The sequence below is a fragment of the Fibrobacter sp. UWB3 genome, assembly GCF_002210405.1.
Classification (GTDB): Bacteria; Fibrobacterota; Fibrobacteria; order Fibrobacterales; family Fibrobacteraceae; genus Fibrobacter.
Genome location: NZ_MWQJ01000001.1, coordinates 64281 through 84476, shown reverse-complemented (window position 1 = coordinate 84476; position 20196 = coordinate 64281). Strand labels below are relative to the sequence as shown.

Sequence of the window (20196 nt, the reverse complement as noted above, 5' to 3'; positions counted from 1 at the left end):
GTTGCTCGGAATGACGAATAACCGTCGTCGTCCTGAACGAAGTGATGGACCCAGTCAAGTCTTGTATAACAAAAAAACATCCCGATTCCGCGACGGAATCGGGACATTTTTATTTGCGATAAACTTAGACTAAAAACTCGTCTCTCGTCTTTGGATTATCGCTTCGCTCTAATCCCAAATGCTGGGCTCGGTCATGAGAATCTGCAAGCAGTTCTCGCGACGCTCGCCTTACGCATTTGTCGTCTAAAGATTACAGCGGAATATTTCCGTGCTTCTTCCAGAGCACAGCCTTCTTCTTGTTTTTCAAGTTTTCGAAGGCGGAAACAAGGCGGTCGCGAACGCTCTTCGGTTCGATGACTTCGTCGATGAATCCGTTGCCAGCGGCGATATACGGGTTCAAGTACTTTTCTTCGTATTCGTTGATGTACTGTTCGCGGAGCTTGGCCGGTTCAGCAGAAGCGGCGATTTCCTTTCTGCGGAGAATGTCGACAGCGCCTTCAGCACCCATAACGGCGATCTGAGCAATCGGGAGGGCGAACACGCAGTCTGCACCGAGGTTCTTGCTGTTCATGGCGATGTATGCGCCACCGTATGCCTTGCGGAGAATGAGCGTCACGCGCGGCACTGTTGCTTCGGCGTATGCAAAGAGGAGCTTAGCACCGTGGCGGATAATGCCGTTGTGTTCCTGCTTCGTGCCCGGCATGTAACCCGGAACGTCTTCGAGCGTAAGGATAGGAATGTTGAAGCTATCGCAGAAGCGGACAAAGCGTGCTGCCTTATCGCTAGCGTCCACGTCCAAAGAACCGGCGAGGTACTTCGGCTGGTTAGCGACAACGCCAATCACGTTACCGTCGAGGCGGATAAAGCCGATGACAACGTTCTTTGCAAATTCCGGCTGGATTTCGAGGAAGGAATCCTTGTCGGCAAAGCAGTTGAGCACGTCGCGAACATCGTAAGCGCGCTTGAAGTTGTCCGGAATGATTTCTTCGATGTCGGCAGACTTGTCCACGATCGTACCGGCCTGAGCGACAGACTTGTCTGTGTTGCTCTGCGGGAGGTACTTGAGCAAGTTACGGACACCTTCGAGGCATTCTCTGTCGTCCTTGTACACAAAGTGTGCAACACCGGACTTGGAAGAATGAACGCCTGCGCCACCGAGCTGGTCCGGGGTCACGACTTCAGCAGTCACAGCCTTCACGACGGCCGGGCCCGTGATGAACATCTGGCTCGTCTTTTCTGTCATGAAGATAAAGTCTGTAATAGCCGGGGAGTAGCAAGCACCACCTGCGCACGGTCCGAGAATCACGGAAATCTGCGGAATCACGCCGCTTGCCCAAGTGTTACGGGCGAAAATGCCACTGTAACCGTCGAGGGAGCTAACGCCTTCTTCGATACGTGCGCCACCGCCATCGTTGATGCTGATGAACGGCACCATTGAATCAAGGGCGAGGTCCATCACGTGGCAAATCTTCTTCGCGTGTGCGGAACCGAGAGAACCGCCGCTCACCGTGAAGTCCTGGGAGCAAGCGTAAACCGGGCGGCCATTGATCTTGCCATAACCCGTCACGACACCGTCACCGTAAATGCGCTTGGATTCCGGGAGTTCGATGCTCTGGGAAAGGCGCATGGCACCAATTTCCTTGAACGTGCCCTTGTCAAAAAGGATTTCAAGGCGTTCGCGAGCAGTGAGCTTGCCCTGGGAATGCTGCTTTTCTACACGAGCGGCGCCGCCACCGGCCTGTGCCTTGGCGTTGCGTTCGCTCAACTTTTCTAAATACGATTTATCCCACATAGTATTCCTGTGTGTTTGCGCTTACTTCTGAATGCGCTTGATAAGGTTGGTAAGAACTTCGCCGGGGCCAAGTTCCTTAAATTCTGTGGCACCATCTGCAATCATGTTCTTGACCGTCTGTGTCCAGCGGACGGGGGAGGTGAGCTGAGTGAGAAGGTTTGCCTTAATTTCGTTCGGATCCGTGTGCGGCTTGGCATCTACGTTCTGGTAGACCGGGCAGACCGGAGTCGAAAATTCAGTTTCTTCGATAGCCTTTGCAAGTTCTGCACGGGCGCTTTCCATGAGCGGGGAGTGGAATGCACCACCGACCTGCAGCGGAACGACGCGCTTCACCTTACCGGTGAGGTATGCTGCGACTTGATCGATACCGGCCTTTTCGCCAGAAATAACGACCTGTCCCGGGCTGTTGAAGTTTGCCGGAACAACTGCTGCGTCCTTGACCTGTGCGCAAGCTTCTTCGACGAGTTCGTCAGAACCGCCGAGAACAGCGGCCATCGTACCCGGGCGGAGTTCGCAAGCCTTCTGCATGGCTTCGGCACGCTTTGCAACGAGCTTGAGGCCAGCTTCAAAAGTGATGGCGCCCGTGGCCGTGAGTGCAGAGAATTCGCCGAGCGAGTGACCTGCGGCCATATCCGGCTTACCACCCTGAACCTTAGCCATAGCAACAGAGAGCAGGAATACTGCCGGCTGTGTGACTTTTGTCTGCTTGAGGTCTTCTGCGGTGCCATTGAACATCACGTCAGTGATGTTGAAGCCGAGAATTTCGTTTGCCTTGAGGAACATCGACTTTACGTCGGCGTTCGATTCGAATAAATCTTTGCCCATTCCTGGGAACTGAGAACCCTGACCGGGAAATACGTATGAAATCATGGCTCAAATTTAGTAAATAATATTACTGTAAATGGTATTTATATATTACAGAAAACATACTTTTTAAAAAAGTTTACAATACGCATTTTGCCCTAAACACACTAACTAATATAGGTGTGATGTGTAATTACCATTCATCCTTAAAAACTGCATTTTGTATGTTTTTTGTGAAAACTGCAATTTACGAAAGAATATTTTTCTATCTTTGCACTAAAATTTTATCAAAAGAGGATACAATATTATGGCAAACGAAGAAATCAAGAGCAAACTCAAGGCATTCTTTATGTCCGATCTCGGCGTAGACGGCGATGTCCTGAATTACGATACTCCGCTTTTCGGCGAAGAAATCGGTCTTGACTCCGTGGACTCCCTTGAAATCATCTCCTTCGTCGATGACAACTTCGGCGTTTCTATGACTGGCGTTGCTAAGGAAAACTTCCAGAGCATCGATACCATCGCCGCTTTCATCGAAAAGAACAAGGCTTAATCAAGCCTTTTTATTTGAGTATTGTTTGGAATTTCTATGACTTCTAATAATCGTCGCTGTGTTGTTTCTGGCCTTGGCGTTATCTGCGCTGTAGGCAACAATGTTGAAGAAACCTGGAAAAACGCCCTGAATTCCGTCTCCGGTATTCACAAGACCACTTCTCTCGATACCAAGAACTGCTATGCAGACTTGGCTGCCGAAGTGAACTGTGATACGCTGGACGATATCGAATGCCCGGACGAAAAAGACCGCGCCTCCAAGCTCTGCATCAAGGCTATGAAAGAAGCCCTGAACGATGCTGGTCTCGGTGACTTTGCCGATAGCAGCCGCGTAAGTGTCATTATCGGTAGCTGCGTGGGTGGAGTCCTCAGCATTGAACAGTATCATCGTCACGGTAAGAACGTCAACGAAATTCCGAAGATGCCCATTGCTGCAATCGCCTCCCAGGTGGCCGAAGCTTGCCATGCGGGCGGCATTGTCACAAACGTGGGCAACGCTTGCGCTGCCGGTACGATTTCCATTGCTCTTGCTTGCGACCTTATCCGCGCTGGCAAGGCTGATGTCGTGATCGCCGGTGGCTCCGACTCCTTTGCTTCTGTTCCGTACTCTGGCTTCCTTTCGCTCCATGCCTTGGACGAAAACGGTTGCTCTCCGTTCAACCACTGCAACGGCATCACCCTCGGTGAAGGCGCTGGCATCGTGATTGTCGAATCTCTGGAACATGCCGAAAAGCGTAACGCCAAGCGTTATTGCGAAGTTCTCGGCGCAGGCGTCACAAGCGACGCTCACCACATTACGGCTCCTCGCGAAGATGGCGTCTGCCTCCTCGAAGCGATGGACCGCGCTGTCAGGAATTCTGGCATTAAGAAGTCTGACATCGGTTACCTGAACGCTCACGGTACGGGTACGGGCAAGAACGATAATGCAGAAATCAATGCATTCCACAAGTTCTTTGACGAAGAAAATCCGACCTTGAGTGTCAGTTCGACCAAGGTAATGACGGGTCACTGCCTCGGCGCTGCCGGTGCAATCGAAGCCGTGTTCAGCATCAAGGCTCTCACGACGAATACCGTTTTGCCGACGCTCCATTACTCTGCCGAAGATTCCGAAGCCCTCAAGGCCAAGGTTGGCGTGATGGACTACGTGCAGAACACCCCGCGTGCTAAGGAACTCGAATGCGTCATGAGCAACAACGTCGCTTTCGGCGGCACGAACGCAAGTATCGTGTTCAGCAAGAAGCCGGGCGATGTGCAGAGCCAGGTCGCTAAGGATAAGAAGATTGCTGTGACAGGTATTGGCATTGTAAGCCCAATCGGTAACAGCAAGGAAATTTACCTTGACGCCGTCAAGAACGGCAAGCTCCCGGAATCCGCTTCCATTTGCTCTACCGTCACGAACGACGACTACAAGGAACTCGGCATCAAGATGGCCTTCTACCGCAAGCTCGACAATCTGGGCCAGCTCCAGACCGTGTCCGGCATGCGCGCCCTCAAGGATGCAAACTTTACGGTCACTGAAGATAATGCCAAGCAGATCGGTATCATCGTGGGTACCAGCGAAGGCGGCCTCGGTGCCACTTACGATTTCGAGGAACTCATTGCCGAAGCCGGTAATGCTGGCGGTAGCGCCTTCAAGTTCCCTCACACAGTTTATAATGCCGCCGGTGGCTACCTCTCGATTCTCTCTGGAATCAAAGGCTACGGCGTCACCATCACGACGGGTCCGCTCTCCGGTCTCGATAGCATCGGCTACTCCATGAACGTCATCCACGACGGTCAGGAAGATGCCATGATGGCTACGGGTACGGACGAAAACCTCCCGATCATCACCGAACTCTGCCAGAAGATGAACGTCGCCGCCGACAAGGTGGTGGAACCGTATTCCAACTCCAATGGCTTTGTGGTGGGCGATGGCTCTGTTTCTATCATCATGGAAACTGAAGAATACGCCAAGTCCCGTGGTGCAAAGGTTTACTGCTATGCTCTCGGTTACGGCAATGGCCGCAAGAACGTGAAGTTCGGCCACATCTCCGGTTCTGACGATGCTCTTGACCTTGCTATCAAGGATGCTCTCAACGATGCTGGCGTCAGCATTGACGAAATTGACGCTGTCTGCGGTTTTGCAAACGGCTTCAAGAAGATTGACGATATCGAAAAGGGTGCATACGCACGCGTGTTTGGCGACAAGCTCGCAAGTCTCCCGCTCTTCCAGGTGAAGGAACGCGTGGGCGAAGGCCGTGCCGCTTCCGCGACACTCGCCGCTGCCGAAGCTGCTCTCATGCTCGGTGGTGAACTTGCCGAAGAAAACGCCTACTTTATCGCAAATGGCGAAGTGTCCAAGAAGAAGGTCGCAACTGCAGGCTTCAAGAAGATCTTGGTCACGTCCTTTGCTACGGGCGGTTCTTACAGCGCCGTCGTGCTCGGTAAATAATTTTTTTAAGGAGAATTTATAATGAAAGTTGCAATCGTTACTGGTTCTTCTAAGGGGATTGGCAAGGCTTGTGCCCTCCGCCTCGCTCGTGACGGCTACACGGTCGTCGTAAACTACTCCAGCTCTGATGAAGCTGCTCTCCAGACGCTTGAACAAATTAAGGCCGAAGGTGGCGATGGCATGGTCTACAAGGCTAACGTCGCCGTTCTTGCCGAAGTCAAGCAGATGGTGCGCGATGTTTTCAAGGCTTATGGCCGTATCGACGTGCTCGTGAACAACGCCGGTATCGTCCGTGACGAATATCTTTTGATGATGAACCCGGATACGCTCGACAAGTGCTTTGACTTGAACGTGAAGGGCTACTTCTATTGCGCACAGCAGGTCGCTGTCAAGATGTACAAGCAGAAGTCTGGTGTTATCATCAACATGTCTTCTGTTTCTTCTAAGTTTGCTCTCGCAGGCCAGGCTGTTTATAGCGCTACGAAGGGCGCCGTGAACTCCTTTACGCAGACGCTTGCCAAGGAACTTGGTGGCTATGGCATTCGCGTGAACGCTGTCGCTCCGGGCTTTGTCGCTACAGAAATGATCGAAGCCATCCCGGAAGAAACCCGCAAGGGCTACCTCGAAAAGGTGCCGCTCAAGCGCTTTGCCTCTGCTGACGAAGTCGCAAACGTCGTTTCTGCTCTTGCTTCTGACCAGTTCGCCTATGTGACTGGCCAGGTGATCGTTTTGGATGGAGGCCTTTCCCTGTGATGAACATTTACCAGATCAGCGAAAAGATTGCCCAGCGTCCGCCGTTCCAGATGATCGAAAAGGTCACGGAACTTGTTCCGAACGAATCTGCAACGGGCATCAAGAATGTCTCTGTAAACGAACCGTACTTCATGGGCCACTTCCCGGGCACCCCGATTATGCCGGGCGTCCTCATTTGCGAAGCCTGCGCCCAGCTTTGCTCTCTCGTTATCGAGAAGCCGGCCGAAGACCTTGAAAAGAACTTGTACGTTCTTTTGAAGATTGACGGTTTCAAGTTCGTGAAGCCTGTGATTCCGGGCGACCAGCTCGAAATCTCCGTCAACAAGACGAAGGGCGGTGGAGTCATCGTCGGCTTTGACTGCGTTGTCAAGGTGAACGGCAATGTCCACGCCAAGGGCTCGTTGACGTTTACGAGCATCCCCAAAGAATCTCTGGGCAAATAAATTAATTGTCCTTTGTGTCTTCCCGGCCTTGTGCCGGGATCACCTTATATACAGTTGATGATTGAGAAATCGAAAAAAATAATTGCTGATTTGTTCTGGAAGTTTGTGCTCTTCCTGGTTGTTCACGGGGTGCGCACTTACTTGTTGATTTTCTATCGCCCTAAGATGGTTTTCTTGGGAAAGTCTGTGACGTCGACGGACTTGAAGCAGCCGATGGTAATCATTGCAAACCACACGAGCATGCTCGATCCGTTGATGGTGCAGTCTTTGTTCTTCCATAAGCGCAGCATTGTTGTAGCCAAGGATCAGGTCGAAGACCCGCATTTTCATTGGGCACTTTCCCGCTTTAAGAACGTCATTCCTTGTGACCGCTTTAACCTCGATACCGAATGGGCGCTCCTTGCAAAGAAGGAACTTGAAAAGGGCAATTCCGTTATTATTTTCCCGGAAGGCAAGTGTCGTTATGATGGACTCATGAACGAGTTCAAGACGGGTTTTGCTTTCCTCGCTCGTAGCACGGGCGCTCCTGTTCTTTCTGTTGGCATTGATGGTATTTATAAGATTGGCCACCGCACGCAGATTGTGGTGGACGAACCCGAAACGATTGAACGCGTCAAGGGAATTCCGTCTTCTAAGCATCTTGCAGAACGCAGTGAATACTTCCGCCAGAAGGTTTGGAATCTCAAGCAGCGCGCTTTAGGACAGACGGGAGCTATTCTCCCTGTCGCTGCCGAAACGCCTGAAGAAATCGTCCCCGAGGAGAGCAAGTAGTGAAAATCGGCTTGTCTCTAGAGGGTGGATCTCGCCAGACCATTTTTTCGGCAGGCGTTTTGGACGCTTGGCTGGATGAAGGTGTTTATTTCCCGTATATCTCGGGAGTAAGTGCTGGTTGTCATGCGGCCATGAACTTTGTCACGCGCCAGCGTGGTCGTTTCCGCTACATTATCCAGCCGACAAAAATCCAGCAGGGTAGGGATAAGGCTCATCGCATTTTTGATGGCATCCAGAAGGAATGCCACGCGCTTCATTACAATGCGGCGTATGGCGATATGCCGTTCGATTTTCACCTGTTCTTTGGTTCGGGTGTTGAATGCGAATTTGGCTTGACATGCCTCGAAACGGGGCGCTCGGAATTCTTCCAGGAATACATGAGCGAAAAGCGCTTGCTCGATATCGTGAATGCGAGCAGTGCCCTTCCGATGCTTTTCCCGATTGCCCAGATTGACGGCAAGCATTATGCGGATGGTTGCGTGACCTCTCCGATTCCGTACCAGCGTGCTTTTGAAAAGGGCTGCGACAAGGTCGTTGTGGTCTCGACGCATTACCCTGGCGAAATTGTGACGGATTTCCGCAAGTATCGTGTGATTTTGAACCCGATGTTCAAGCGCAAGTACCCGGATTTCTTCCGTGCGCTCATGTTGCGTTACAAGCGTTACGAGAAAATGTTTGCCGAGATGGAAAAGCTCGAAAGGGAAGGCAAGCTTTTGATTTTCCGCCCGGAAAAAGAAGTTTGCGACCTGTTTGCAACGGATCGTAATGAACTTGACGAATCCTACAACATGGGACTTGAATACGCCAAGCGCCGCATGGGCGACCTCAAAGCCTTCATGGAAATCTAGTAGACGCATGTCATCCTGCCGCCGAAGGCGGAAGGATACAGTCATTTCTAGTATTGAAAAGCCTGCTTTGCGCAGGCTTTTTTGCTATGTCATGCCCGCCTCCGAGTTCTTTGACCACTTAGAGCTTTAGCTCTTATGTGGTCATGATCCGCGTATGGGGAGCGCACCGCCTTCTCGTATAAAGAAAAACACTGTAGTGAATGTAAAACTTTATTTACTAAAATTTGCAAAAATCATAAACTTACAAAAATGTAAGTGTTTGTGCTGTAGACCCTCGTTTTTTCGCGAAAAAAAGCAATCGGTAAAACTGTTGAAAAACTAACTTACAAAATTGTAAGAAATTGAAGATTTTTACTCCTTTTTCACTTTTTCGGAGCACCCTTTACTATCTTTACAACCGTTAAAACATTAACAATCTAATTCTCAACGGAGATATAAAAAATGGCAATCAAGAATGCTTACCTTCAGAAGGTTTATGACAAGGTCGTCGCCCGTGACCCGGACCAGGCCCTCTTCCACCAGGCTGTCCGCGAATTCCTCGAATCCCTCGACCCGGTCCTCGAACAGGACAAGTCTTGGGAAACTAACGGCGTGATCGACCGCCTCGTCGAACCGGAACGCGTGATCACTTTCCGCGTACCTTGGCTCGATGACAAGGGTAACGTTCAGGTCAACCGTGGCTACCGCGTGCAGTTCAACTCTGCTATCGGCCCGTACAAGGGCGGTATCCGTCTCCGTAACGAAGTGACGCTTTCCATGCTCAAGTTCCTCGGCTTCGAACAGATCTTCAAGAACAGCTTGACCACGCTCCCGATGGGTGGTGGCAAGGGCGGTTCCGACTTCGATCCTAAGGGCAAGAGCGACAACGAAGTCATGCGTTTCTGCCAGTCTTTCATGACTGAACTCTGCAAGCACGTCGGTGCTGACACGGACGTTCCGGCTGGTGACCAGGGTACTGGCGCTCGCGAAATCGGTTACATGTTCGGTCAGTACAAGCGCATCCGCAACGAATTTGTGGGCGTTCTCACGGGTAAGGGCCTCTCCTATGGTGGTTCTCTCGCTCGTACTGAAGCTACCGGTTACGGCCTCTGCTACTTCACTCGCGAAATGCTCAAGGACCTCGCTAACGACTCCTTCGAAGGCAAGACTGTCGTGATCTCTGGTTCTGGTAACGTTGCTCAGTTCGCTTGCCAGAAGGCAACGCAGCTCGGTGCTAAGGTTGTTACCGTTTCTGACTCCAACGGCTACATCTACGACCCGAACGGCATCAACCTCGACGTCGTTCTCGACCTCAAGAACAACAAGCGCGCTCGTATCAGCGAATACGCTAAGCTTGTTCCGGGTTCTGAATACCACGAAGGTTCTAAGGGCGTTTGGACGGTCAAGTGCGACATCGCTCTTCCGTGCGCTACCCAGAACGAACTCGACCTCGAAGGTGCAAAGGCTCTTATCGCTAACGGCGTGAAGGCCGTTGCTGAAGGTGCTAACATGCCGTCTACTCCGGAAGCTATCGAAGCCTTCCAGAAGGCTGGCGTTCTCTTTGGACCTGCCAAGGCTGCTAACGCTGGTGGCGTTGCTACCTCCGGCCTCGAAATGTCTCAGAACTCCGAACGTCTCTCCTGGACCTTCGAAGAAGTGGACAAGAAGCTCGAAGGCATCATGAAGAGCATCTACGCCGCAGCTTCCTCTGCCGCTGTCAAGTACGGCCAGAAGGGCAACCTCGTGATGGGTGCAAACATCGCTGGCTTCCTCAAGGTTGCCGATGCCATGAAGTGGCAGGGTGCAGTGTAATTGACGCGAAAGCGTCATCCTGAGCGACCGTAGATCGTGAAGGATCCAGTTACATTTCCAATGGCTAAATGCCAAATGCGAAAAACATTGAAAAAGTCTCCGGTCATAAGCTGGAGGCTTTTTTTGTTGCCTGAAATATTTACGGGTATTTACATTACGGAAAACTGATATTTTACATACGGAAGTTGGGTTGGGGCGAAACTTCGTAAATTTTTGGATGAAATTTTTTGAGAAAATGGTGGCTGAGGAGGCTGCTTTTTTGATTTTTTCGGAACAATTTGGACCGTTTTGCAATATGAAGAAGTGTGAGGTTCCTCACAAATCCTTGTATTTATTGGTGTTAAGAAATAGTTGAGATTAATTTGTTTGAATGTTAAAATTTATTTTATATTAAATGAACTTTTTCAGTATTTTAAGCCTATATTCAATTATAGAGAATGTGGATACTTGCAAATTTTGACCTGTAGGTATCCATGCCAATTAACACAATTAATATTCCAAGTTGGAATACTAGAAGTTGGAGTAAATATATCATTACAAAATTCTTTCGGGGTGTTCTATTTTGAAATATTCTGCTTATTTTAGGTGTAAAATAGGATTGGGTTGACATGAGACTTTTCGATGAACATGTAGTCTTGCGCTTTGCGCTATTGTTAGCGTGTTTTCTGTTTGCAGAATCTATACCGGATATTCTGAATTTTACGGAGCACGTCTATAATTTTATACCATATTTTTTGGCGATAGTTTTTTTGGCGTATGTCGCCCTATTCTATAAATTCCCGATGGACGGCCGGAAAATTCGCAATGATGTGGAAATCCCTGAACCGAAGGTGGTTGAGCCGATTCGTGATCTCCGTAAGGATCTTTTAGAAAAAGATGAAATGTTCCAGATGATGATTGATGTTTCGTCGGATGGTTTCTGGACGTTTGATGTCGCATCAGGGAAGGTTTATTGGTCGAATCGGATTGCCAAGTTGCTTGATGCCGAAAGCGCAAACCTTGAAGATTCTTTTGAACCCTTGAAAAAGCGTGTTATCGAAAGCGATTGGAATGCTTTCCGTGAACAGCTCAATTCCGCTTTACAGACCTCTGGTACATTCTCTTGCTCTTTGACTTTACTTGATGCTTCCAAGAAAAACGCAAAACTTGTGATTAGCGGTCGCGTTCAGAGCAATAATCTGGGTCGCCCGATTCGCGTGATAGGTTCTTTGACAGAAGCTCTTGACCGCAAGTCTGTTGAACGCGAACATTACAACTATGTTTATCAAGATGCGCTCACAGGCATTTATAACCGCAAGTACTTCCTCGAAAAATTGAAAAATGATGTGGATATTGCGGCAAAGCGTCCTGGCTATGTTTTTGCAGTTGCGCTTTTGGATGTCGATAGCTTTGGTGCTATCAATGCTTCTTATTCCATTAACATCGGTGATAATGTTCTCCGTACGATTGCAGACCGTTTAAAATCTGTTGCCCGTCCGGATGACTGCGTGGCTCGTATTGGACCTGATGTGTTCGCTGTTATCTTGCATAACATCCAGAGCCGTGACCCGAATGACGATTTGATTCCGCTTGTCCGTAACATCCATAACAAGGTTAAGTCTCCGATTGCGCTGGAAGGCAAGGACCTTTACATCAGTGTTTCAATGTCGATTGTCGTGAACCAGGATGTCGATTGCGTCGAAGATATTCTCGCCAATGCAAATGCAAGCCTTCGCGATATGAAGAAGGGCATTAACCATGGCGGTATCCAGTTCTTTAGCGGTGGCATTCGCGAAAAGGCGATGAAGCTTTACAAGCTTGAATTCGAAATCCGCCGTGCAATACAGGCGCAAGAATTCGTGCTGATGTACCAGCCGATTGTCGATATCCAGGCGGGCAACAAGATTGTTGGCTTTGAAGCTCTTGTGCGTTGGAACCAGTCGGAACGCGGCATTATTTCGCCGGCTGAATTTATCCCGATTGCCGAAGAAACGGGCCTTATTGTGCCGATGGGTGCGCTCATTTTGCGCATGGCATGCAAGCAGACCAAGCAATGGGTGGACATGGGCTACAAGGATATCCAAGTGGCGGTGAACTTCTCTGCTAAGCAGTTCTCGATGGATTCCATGGTTGACGATGTGCGCCGTGTGCTGGCCGAGACAAACTTGAATCCGCGTAACTTGAAACTTGAAATTACCGAATACACGGCTATGTGCGAAGCGGACAAGACGATTGAAATCATGCGTGCGCTTTCGAATATGGGCATTCAGATTTCGATTGATGACTTTGGAACGGGTTACAGTTCACTTTCGTACTTGAAGCGTTATCCGGTGCATACGCTCAAGATGGACAAGTACTTTGTGGATCACGTGGCGGATAACGAAGAAGATGCTTCTTTTGCCCGCATGGTGATTGGCATTGCGAGGTCCTTGAACTTGGACCTCATCGCCGAAGGCGTTGAAACGAAGGAACAGCTCGACTTCTTGTATCGCGAAGGCTGCCACTTGATTCAGGGATTCTACTTTAGCAGGCCGCTCAATACGGATATGGCGCTAGAGTACATGAAGGAACATTATAACGTTCCGACGCAGGGCTCGACCTTTGAGACTGAACAGAACGTTGTTAAAGCATAAATGCCTTTGTCATGCCCAAACTCTGTTTTGTCATTCCCCTAACGGGGCTTGACTTGCTCGCCTCGGATATAGAAACATGCAAGCATGTTTCTGCATCACTCGGCTCCTTTGTCATTCCCCTAACGGGGCTTGACTTGATCGCCTCGGTAATGCGAAAGCATGCTTTCGCGCTACTCTCGGCTTCGTTGTCATTCCCCTAACGGGGCTTGACTGCTGCGGGTATCAAATGTGAGTTCACAAGTGACCTCTCGCTTGATACCCTTGCATGTCATTCCCGGCGCTTGTCCTCGCTTGACGGGGATGACCGGGAATCTCCTTTTTGTAGTCCTAGGTGATGCCCGCTCGGAGGCGGGCATGACAAATAAAGTTGTTCAGATTCTATAACATTTTTTCGTGTTTTCACGACAGTGATGGTAGAGTTCTTCTACCGTCACGTTTTTTATTTCGGCAAGTTTGTCGGCGATAAACGGGATGTAGCCGGAGTGGCAGGGCTTGCCGCGGAAGGGGACGGGCGCCATATAAGGGGCGTCGGTCTCCAAAAGCATTTGGTTGAGCGGTACAAGCGCTGCTGCGTCTCGGACGTTTTGTGCGTTGTTGAACGTGACGATTCCCGTGAATCCGACGAAGATGTTTGCGTCTAGCTGAAGGAGCTGCTCGACGAATTCAGGCGTGCCTGTAAAACAGTGAACATGAACGTTGCGGTTGTGCAAGTTTGCTGCGCGCAGGACGGCGAGGGCGTCATCATCGGCTTCGCGCAGGTGGAGTACGAGAGGCTTGCCGCTTTCGATGCCGAGCTGCAAATGACGTTCAAAGAGCTTGACTTGGGCTGCCTTTGTTTCGGCGCCGTAATGGTAATCGAGGCCGAATTCACCGCAGGCGACGCACTTGGGGTGCTTCAAAAATTCCATCATCCGGGCTTCGTCTTCGGTTGTTTCTGTTTCGACGTACTCGGGATGGATGCCGTAAGCGGAGTAGACGAAGGGATACTTTTCGCTGAGTTCGCGAGCGCGGTCGAAGTCTGCCGGGTCGCAGGCAACGTGAATGAATGCTTCTGGCTGTGCAATTTTGGAGGCGGCTGCCTTTTCTTTAGCGGAGCTGCGTTCGGTCGTAAAATTAGCGGACTGAAAGCGCTCTAGGAGTGCATCAAAAGATTCGCCCGCATGGCGCTCGTAAGAATCAATATGACAATGGGTATCAATGAACATTAGGTGAATTATGAACGTCATCCAGACGACTTTGAACATGTCATCCTGACGACCGTAGGGAGGAAGGATCTAGTTAAGTATTGTTACTGGATCCTTCACTTGCGTTCAGGATGACGAAGTGAAGTGGCTTTAATAAGTTACTTCCAGAATCTCGTACGTAATCTTTCCGCGGGGGGCTTGGACTTCGACGGTGTCGCCAGCTTTTTTGCCTTGCAAGGCTTCACCGATGGGGGACTTCATGCTGATGCGGCCCTGGAGCGGGTCGATTTCCTTGTCGCCGACGATGCTGTAAACCTTTTCGCGCTTAGTCTTCTTGTCGATCATCTTGACGGTGGCGCCAAAGCGGATGGAACCATCCTTGGTGGCGGCGTTTTCGACAATCTGTGCGCCATCCAGAATGCGGTCGAGTTCACGCAAGCGGCGGTCAATTTCGCGCACGCGCATGCGCCCATAAGTGTAGGCGGCGTTTTCGCTGCGGTCGCCTTCGGCTGCGGCTGCCTGCACCTGGTTGATCATTGCCGGGCGTTCAACATATTTGAGATGTTCCCATTCTGCCTTGAACTTTTCAAAGCCTTCTTTCGAAATCAAGTGTTTCATGAGAGGAAATTTAGAAATTTAACGGATTGATGGTTGATGGAATTGTCATTCTGAGCGTAGCGAAGAATCCAGTTACTTTTTTCATCCTCAACTTGCCCTCTTTTGGAGTGCCTCGCAGCTCGATGACAAAGAAGCCTACATAATGAAGTTGAACTTCTGTGATAACAAGCGTGCGTACCTGGACGGCATTGGCAAGGATGAAGGGCTTTCAGTTCGTTGCCTGAAGGATTAGTGGTGAGGCGAATGCCGCGCAGGGCAGAATATGTCTACCCACGTCTGTTATGAACAATCAAAAGGACCAGCGGAAGCTGGTCCGATTTTTTTAAGTAAATTGTTATGTCGAGCAAGACTACTCTAATAGAATCAAATAAAGTATATTTGATTAAAAATTTTATATAAGAGAGTCTTATGTTGTTGAAAAATTTATGGTGTGGAAAGATGTCTTTGCGTGTGGGCATGGCATCTGCGACTGTTTTTGGTTTGCTTTTGCTTGCGGCTTGTGGCGGCGACAGCGGTACTAGTGCTTTAAGTGACAATGGAACTTCTAGTTCTGAAGAAATTCAGAGTTCTTCTAGTAGCCCAAAAGTTGAATCATCGTCCAGCTTCATTCTGAGTGGTGATAGCCACGAAGAATCTAGTAGCAGTTCATCTGTTGAATTGAATTGTTCGGCGCTTTTAGAAGGGGAGACTGACTGGAATTGGAATGTCCCTAAAGAATGTCGCTTCAATTCTGGTATTGCCTATGATTCAATGACGGATCCCCGCGATGGTCAAATTTACAAGACTGTGAAAATCGGTGACCAAGTGTGGATGGCCGAAAACTTGAACTATGCCGATAGTGTCAAAACTCCGAGCCTGTTGAAACGCAGTTGGTGCTATAACAACAAGGCTGAAAATTGTGCAGTGGCTGGACGCCTTTACACCTGGTTAGCTGCGATTGACTCGCTGAAGCTCGCGACGGATGCCGCCAATCCGCAGGACTGCGGTTTGCTCAAAAGCTGTACTCTGCCTGATACCGTTCAAGGCATATGTCCGCCGGGCTGGCATTTGCCAACGGACACCGAATGGATCATTTTGTTTACCGAAGTGGGCGGAGAATCGACAGCTGGCAAGGCTCTCAAGTCGCAGACGGGTTGGAACGAAAGTGGCAATGGTTCGGATGCGTATGGATTCTCTGCGCTTCCTGCAGGCCTCAGGTATAGCGGTGGCGCCTTCGGCCTCGGCGGCTACTACGCCTACTTCTGGAGTGCAACTGAGACCTATAGCAACCCCCGCTACAGCTATCACGGCGACGCTGACGATATGTACTTGTTCAGCAGCTACGAGGAGACCGGTCTGTACCACCACGACAAGGGCAGCGCCATTTCAGTTCGTTGCCTGAAGGATGGAATGTCTTCTAGTGGTGAAAAGGCAAAATCATCGTCTAGCAATAAGGACGAGGCGGTGTCATCTTCTAGTAATCAGAGTTCTTCATCGAACGAAGATAATGAAATTGATGGGGACAGGTGCTGGGATATGCCGAAGGAAGCTTATTTGAATCCTGAAATAGACTACGGTTCAATGACGGATTCCCGCGATGGTCAGATTTACAAGACTGTGAAAATCGGTGATCAGGTTTGGATGGCCGAAAACTTGAACTATGCCGATAGTGTTAAGACTCCGAGCTTGAAGGGGAAGAGCTGGTGCTACAAAAACAAAACTGAAAACTGTGCTGTGGCCGGTCGCCTTTATACTTGGGCGGCTGCGATAGACTCGGTGAAGTTCGCAACCGATGCCGACAACCCGCAGGACTGCGGTTACGGCAAAACCTGTACGCTCCCGGCAAAGGTGCAGGGCATTTGTCCCGATGGTTGGCACTTGCCGACGAAAACAGAATGGGAAACCCTGTTTATCGAAGCGGGTGGAGAATCAACTGCTGAAAAAAATCTTAAGTCGCAGAATGGTTGGAATATTAGCAACGGTACGGATGCGTTCGGCTTCTCTGCGATCCCTGCTGGTTTCGGGCGTACCTGGATTCCGGAGGGGTTTTATTTCTTCTATAAAGGCGACTACGCCTTCTTCTGGAGTGCCACTGAGTCCACTGAGTACATTGGCAACATCTGGGCTTACAGCATGGAATTGGACTACGACTACGAAACTGAAAACTTGGACGGCTCCTACAAGGAGTTCGCTCACTCAGTTCGTTGTCTGAAGGACTTGTAGCCGGGGCGTTACGGGGCTGGCGATTGAAGCCCCGTTCGAGGGGGTGATGGAAGACTTGCCCTAAAAGGAGGTGCCCGCTCGGAGGCGGGCATGACAATAGGGCAAGGCTGCAATCAGGGGGAGGCTTCCCCCTTTTGTAGTACAAGATTTTACTGGATCCTTCGACTTCGCAACTTCGTTGCTTCGCTCAGGATGACGCATTGGACTTTGCTTTAGTCTTTGGTCTTTCCTCTATATTTACTATCTTTGGCTCGGTTATTTAAGAGGTGATATGGTTAAATTGAGAAGGAACGAATCGAAGTACAAGCGCTTAAGCCGTATTTATTACAATAGGATGTTTCCGAGGCGTCAGGATGCCATGCGTGTGGCGTGGTCTGTGGCGGCAGGCGTCTTTATTGGTATTTGGCCGACGATTGGGGTCGCTATTATTTTGACGGTTGCGTTCTGTGCCTTGTTCCGCCTTCCGAAAGTTCCGGGGATTGTCTCGTCGTTTGTGGCAAACCCGCTGACTCAGTTCGGATTTTTCTACCCGACGGGTTATATGCTCGGGTGCAAGATTGTCCATCCGGAGGCGATTAAGTTTGACTTTTTGGAAGAATTCCAGGGGCTTTCGTTCAAGAATTTCACGACGGTGATTGGGCATTTGTGGAATGATGCTGCAGACCACCTGTTGGCGTTCATGATTGGCATTACAATTGTTGCGGCTATTGGCGGCATCATCTTCTTTTTTCTAGCTTATTTCATCGTAAGTTACAGGAAGAAAAAATGGATTGCGGCAAAGACGGGTTATATCCATAACTTGATTGCCGAAGACGAAGTTTTAATCAAAGAAGCACACAAAGGAAAGAAACCTATGATGCACATCTATCCGTTCAAGGCTTTGCGTCCGGTGAACCCGGCTGAAGCTGAGACTATCTCTGCGCTCCCTTACGACGTGATGAATCGCGCCGAAGCCAAGGCTATGGCTGAGGGCCTTCCGCACTCCTACTTGCGCGTGACGCGTGCCGAACTCGAACTTCCGGATTCTGTCGACGCTTACGATCCGAAGGTTTATGCCCACGCTCGTGAAAATCTCGACAAGATGATCGAAGACGGCGTGATCGCTTTCGACCCGAAGCCGTGCCTCTACGTTTATCGCCAGACGATGAACGGTCGCGAACAGTACGGTCTTGTGTGCTGCGTTCCGGCTGCCGACTACTTCAACGGCACCATCAAGAAGCACGAACTTACCCGCGCTGACAAGGAAGAAGACCGTTTGCGCCATGTGCTCGCTACGAACGCCAATACGGGTCCGGTGTTCCTCACTTACCGCGACAACGGCCAGTTCGATATCTTCGGTGCAGTGACCAAGCGCAAGCCTGTTTACGACTTCGTGAGCAAGGGCGACGGCTTTGGCCACACGGTTTGGGTCATCGACGATGATGCTGAAATCGAAGCTATCCGCAAGTCCTTCGAAGAAATTCCGGTGAGCTACATCGCAGACGGTCACCACCGCAGTGCTGCTGGTGCTCGCGCTGCCAGCTACCGCGCCGAACAGAATCCGAAGAACACGGGCGACGAAGAGTACAACCGTTACCTCGCTATCCTCTTCCCGAGCACCCAGCTCAAGATTTTGGACTACAACCGCGTGCTTAAGGACTTGAACGGCCGCACGCCGGAACAGCTCATGGAAGAAATGAAGCTTGTGTTCGACATCGAAGAATTGCCGAGCATGCAGAGCCCGAGCAAGCAGAATCAGGTGAACTTCTACATGGGCGGCAAGTGGTATGCTTGCACGTTCAAGGACAAGTTCCTCAAGAATCTTGGCCCGGTTGACAGCCTCGACGTGGCACTCCTCCAGAAGCTCGTGTTGAAGCCGCTCTTTGACATTGACGATCCGCGTACTTCCAAGCGCATCGACTTTGTCGGTGGCATCCGTGGTCTCGGCGAACTCGTGAAGCGCGTCGATAGCGGTGAATGCGCTTGCGCATTTGCAATGTATCCGACCACGCTTGATCAGCTCATGAGCATTGCCGACGCTGGCGAAATCATGCCGCCGAAGAGCACTTGGTTCGAACCGAAGCTTCGCGACGGTCTCTTGGTCCACACGCTCGACTAATTGCTTGTAGGCCGCGCGAACCTCTTGTACGAGATGCGCGGACTTCTATAGTGAAAATTGCAGAACGCACCCGGCCAGGGTGCGTTTTTGCTTTTTGATACGCAATGCTTTTATTTTTGCGTTCCTGCAAACGGTTGTTTGCAAAATGAAACCCTAATCCGTTTTTTGAGTATCAGTATTCTACATTTCCCGCCGGTGATTTTAATATGGTGTGTGGGAAAATGCGTTTAAAACAAAAGAATAAATTCTCCCGGTTTCTTGTTTCGCTACGCTTGCTGATTGCGTGGAAATTTAAGAATTTTTGGTTTTGGTAGCTCGCTTAGGAGGCTGAGACTTTTCCTTTTCTTTTTTGTCGGACTTGGATTTGTCCTTTCTTTTGCTTTTGGCGATGAGATTCTTGACGAATTCTTTAGCCTGAAAAATTCGGTTATCAACCTTTTTTTGAATGTTGTTTGCAACTTTATTTGCACTGCCTACAAAATTCTTTTGGGTGAAGTAGCCGATTTCCCTTGAATCTGCGCAGTGGTTTGATTTTTCGCAGATGAGATAATAACAGTCTTCAGGAACAACGTAAAAAGAAATCTTTGAAGAATCCTTGGCGCTATATAATTCTCGTTTGATGTGTATGGGCGTGTTTCCTGGTTCTGCAAGGAATATCTGGAGTTCTACAAGGTAGCGGTCTTGCCATGGCATGTAGTCGATTTCTTGCAAGCTGACAAGGCGGTTCCCAAGCTTGGTGGAGCCTATGCGTTCAAGGGGCATTTGCCTTTTCCCTTGCCAAAGGCTTGATTTGACATAGAACTTTTCGTTCTGCTCGTGCATGAGAGAAATAAGGTAGTCTTGTTCTACGTCGTTTAGCTTGTCAAAAACGAGTGTGTCGCCTTTACGCGGAATGTGAATTTTGCGAGTTTCAATGAAGGCGTCTTCGCCTTTCCATTTGAAGTTTTTATGAGGAGTATAGACTTTACTGTTGTTTGTAATTGTGATGGAGTCGCCAGGAATACCAAGAACTTTTCGCACCATGTTGTCCTGGTTGCGGAGAACGCCCCAGACATAATCCCCATATCCAACATTTTGGGTGCAACTTGGAAGCTTGCACATCCACATGATGCTGTTCTTCTTGTATTTCGGAAACAGGGAATTGTCTTGGAGGCGGACTGGTTCAAAAATATAGTGGCGCACGCCGATCATGGCGGCTAGAACAACACTGAGAATAAAGACAAGTACAAACACGTGCGTCTTGGAATGACGTCGTTGTAAAAATGTGACTTTACGATCGAGTGCTGACATAGCCTTT

15 protein-coding genes and 1 pseudogene are annotated in these 20196 nt (G+C 49.8%); 11 read left to right on the top strand and 5 right to left on the bottom strand.

The features are described 5' to 3' along the window. Positions 1–250: 250 nt before the first annotated feature. On the bottom strand, positions 251–1792 hold the full coding sequence (locus B7991_RS00355) for an acyl-CoA carboxylase subunit beta (protein WP_088629093.1): 1542 nt from the start codon (positions 1790–1792) through the stop codon (positions 251–253). A gap of 21 nt (positions 1793–1813) precedes the next feature. Next, positions 1814–2662: an ACP S-malonyltransferase gene (gene fabD / locus B7991_RS00350; protein WP_014544920.1), complete on the bottom strand. Its 849-nt coding sequence runs from the start codon at positions 2660–2662 to the stop codon at positions 1814–1816. Between the two features lie 241 nt (positions 2663–2903). Between fabD and B7991_RS00345 the strand changes: the two genes are divergently transcribed. From B7991_RS00345 to B7991_RS00310, 8 genes are all read left to right on the top strand, one after another. Then, on the top strand, positions 2904–3149 hold the full coding sequence (locus tag B7991_RS00345; protein WP_014544921.1) for an acyl carrier protein: 246 nt from the start codon (positions 2904–2906) through the stop codon (positions 3147–3149). 36 nt (positions 3150–3185) lie between these two features. Next, the gene (locus B7991_RS00340; RefSeq protein ID WP_088629092.1) at positions 3186–5579 is read left to right on the top strand and encodes a beta-ketoacyl-[acyl-carrier-protein] synthase family protein; all 2394 of its coding nucleotides are present in this window, start codon (positions 3186–3188) and stop codon (positions 5577–5579) included. A 21-nt stretch (positions 5580–5600) separates the two neighbouring features. Next, entirely contained in the window at positions 5601–6332 is a 732-nt protein-coding gene (locus B7991_RS00335) for an SDR family NAD(P)-dependent oxidoreductase (protein ID WP_014544923.1), read from the top strand. After that, positions 6332–6775 carry a 3-hydroxyacyl-ACP dehydratase FabZ gene (fabZ, locus tag B7991_RS00330; RefSeq protein ID WP_015732419.1) on the top strand — a complete coding sequence of 148 codons (444 nt, stop codon included), beginning with the start codon at positions 6332–6334 and terminating at the stop codon, positions 6773–6775. The genes B7991_RS00335 and fabZ overlap by 1 nt, the downstream gene beginning before the upstream one ends. Positions 6776–6832: 57 nt before the next feature. After that, positions 6833–7546 carry a lysophospholipid acyltransferase family protein gene (locus tag B7991_RS00325; protein WP_088629091.1) on the top strand — a complete coding sequence of 238 codons (714 nt, stop codon included), beginning with the start codon at positions 6833–6835 and terminating at the stop codon, positions 7544–7546. Further along, positions 7546–8394 carry a patatin family protein gene (locus tag B7991_RS00320; RefSeq protein WP_088629090.1) on the top strand — a complete coding sequence of 283 codons (849 nt, stop codon included), beginning with the start codon at positions 7546–7548 and terminating at the stop codon, positions 8392–8394. The genes B7991_RS00325 and B7991_RS00320 overlap by 1 nt, the downstream gene beginning before the upstream one ends. A gap of 441 nt (positions 8395–8835) precedes the next feature. Further along, complete coding sequence (gdhA, locus tag B7991_RS00315) at positions 8836–10185, top strand: NADP-specific glutamate dehydrogenase (protein ID WP_088629089.1); 1350 nt, start codon at positions 8836–8838, stop codon at positions 10183–10185. 782 nt (positions 10186–10967) lie between these two features. Next, positions 10968–12797 (top strand): bifunctional diguanylate cyclase/phosphodiesterase, encoded by a 1830-nt coding sequence (locus B7991_RS00310; RefSeq protein ID WP_235002957.1) that lies wholly within the window; start codon positions 10968–10970, stop codon positions 12795–12797. Positions 12798–13168: 371 nt separating this feature from the next. Here the strand turns inward: B7991_RS00310 and B7991_RS00305 are convergent, their stop codons facing one another. Together B7991_RS00305 and greA are read right to left on the bottom strand one after the other, a co-directional pair. After that, the gene (locus B7991_RS00305; protein WP_088629087.1) at positions 13169–14002 is read right to left on the bottom strand and encodes a TatD family hydrolase; all 834 of its coding nucleotides are present in this window, start codon (positions 14000–14002) and stop codon (positions 13169–13171) included. A gap of 129 nt (positions 14003–14131) precedes the next feature. After that, a complete protein-coding gene (greA, locus tag B7991_RS00300) occupies positions 14132–14599 on the bottom strand; it encodes a transcription elongation factor GreA (RefSeq protein ID WP_088629086.1) in 468 nt (155 codons plus the stop codon). Between the two features lie 408 nt (positions 14600–15007). On the opposite strand from greA, the gene B7991_RS15035 reads away from it, so the two are divergent. From B7991_RS15035 to B7991_RS00285, 3 genes and pseudogenes are all read left to right on the top strand, one after another. Next, complete coding sequence (locus tag B7991_RS15035; protein ID WP_254917781.1) at positions 15008–16801, top strand: fibrobacter succinogenes major paralogous domain-containing protein; 1794 nt, start codon at positions 15008–15010, stop codon at positions 16799–16801. Between the two features lie 271 nt (positions 16802–17072). Beyond that, positions 17073–17555, top strand: a pseudogene (locus tag B7991_RS15205) (DUF2062 domain-containing protein); the annotation flags it as partial. Positions 17556–17654: 99 nt separating this feature from the next. Further along, positions 17655–18899, top strand: coding sequence for a DUF1015 domain-containing protein (locus B7991_RS00285; protein WP_369597596.1), 1245 nt, complete (start codon positions 17655–17657; stop codon positions 18897–18899). Positions 18900–19190: 291 nt separating this feature from the next. Here the strand turns inward: B7991_RS00285 and B7991_RS00280 are convergent, their stop codons facing one another. Further along, complete coding sequence (locus B7991_RS00280) at positions 19191–20189, bottom strand: S26 family signal peptidase (RefSeq protein ID WP_254917780.1); 999 nt, start codon at positions 20187–20189, stop codon at positions 19191–19193. Positions 20190–20196 lie beyond the last annotated feature (7 nt).

Excerpts from the sequence above, each read along its gene's own strand:
- B7991_RS00325 (WP_088629091.1), top strand. The coding sequence starts at position 6,833 with ATGATTGAGAAATCGAAAAAAATAATTGCTGATTTGTTCTGGAAGTTT.
- B7991_RS00355 (WP_088629093.1), bottom strand. The coding sequence starts at position 1,792 with ATGTGGGATAAATCGTATTTAGAAAAGTTGAGCGAACGCAACGCCAAG.
- B7991_RS00345 (WP_014544921.1), top strand. The coding sequence starts at position 2,904 with ATGGCAAACGAAGAAATCAAGAGCAAACTCAAGGCATTCTTTATGTCC.
- B7991_RS15035 (WP_254917781.1), top strand. The coding sequence starts at position 15,008 with ATGTTGTTGAAAAATTTATGGTGTGGAAAGATGTCTTTGCGTGTGGGC.
- B7991_RS00280 (WP_254917780.1), bottom strand. The coding sequence starts at position 20,189 with ATGTCAGCACTCGATCGTAAAGTCACATTTTTACAACGACGTCATTCC.
- fabD (WP_014544920.1), bottom strand. The coding sequence starts at position 2,662 with ATGATTTCATACGTATTTCCCGGTCAGGGTTCTCAGTTCCCAGGAATG.
- B7991_RS00305 (WP_088629087.1), bottom strand. The coding sequence starts at position 14,002 with ATGTTCATTGATACCCATTGTCATATTGATTCTTACGAGCGCCATGCG.
- B7991_RS00335 (WP_014544923.1), top strand. The coding sequence starts at position 5,601 with ATGAAAGTTGCAATCGTTACTGGTTCTTCTAAGGGGATTGGCAAGGCT.
- B7991_RS00310 (WP_235002957.1), top strand. The coding sequence starts at position 10,968 with ATGGACGGCCGGAAAATTCGCAATGATGTGGAAATCCCTGAACCGAAG.
- greA (WP_088629086.1), bottom strand. The coding sequence starts at position 14,599 with ATGAAACACTTGATTTCGAAAGAAGGCTTTGAAAAGTTCAAGGCAGAA.
- B7991_RS00340 (WP_088629092.1), top strand. The coding sequence starts at position 3,186 with ATGACTTCTAATAATCGTCGCTGTGTTGTTTCTGGCCTTGGCGTTATC.
- fabZ (WP_015732419.1), top strand. The coding sequence starts at position 6,332 with ATGAACATTTACCAGATCAGCGAAAAGATTGCCCAGCGTCCGCCGTTC.
- gdhA (WP_088629089.1), top strand. The coding sequence starts at position 8,836 with ATGGCAATCAAGAATGCTTACCTTCAGAAGGTTTATGACAAGGTCGTC.
- B7991_RS00285 (WP_369597596.1), top strand. The coding sequence starts at position 17,655 with ATGATGCACATCTATCCGTTCAAGGCTTTGCGTCCGGTGAACCCGGCT.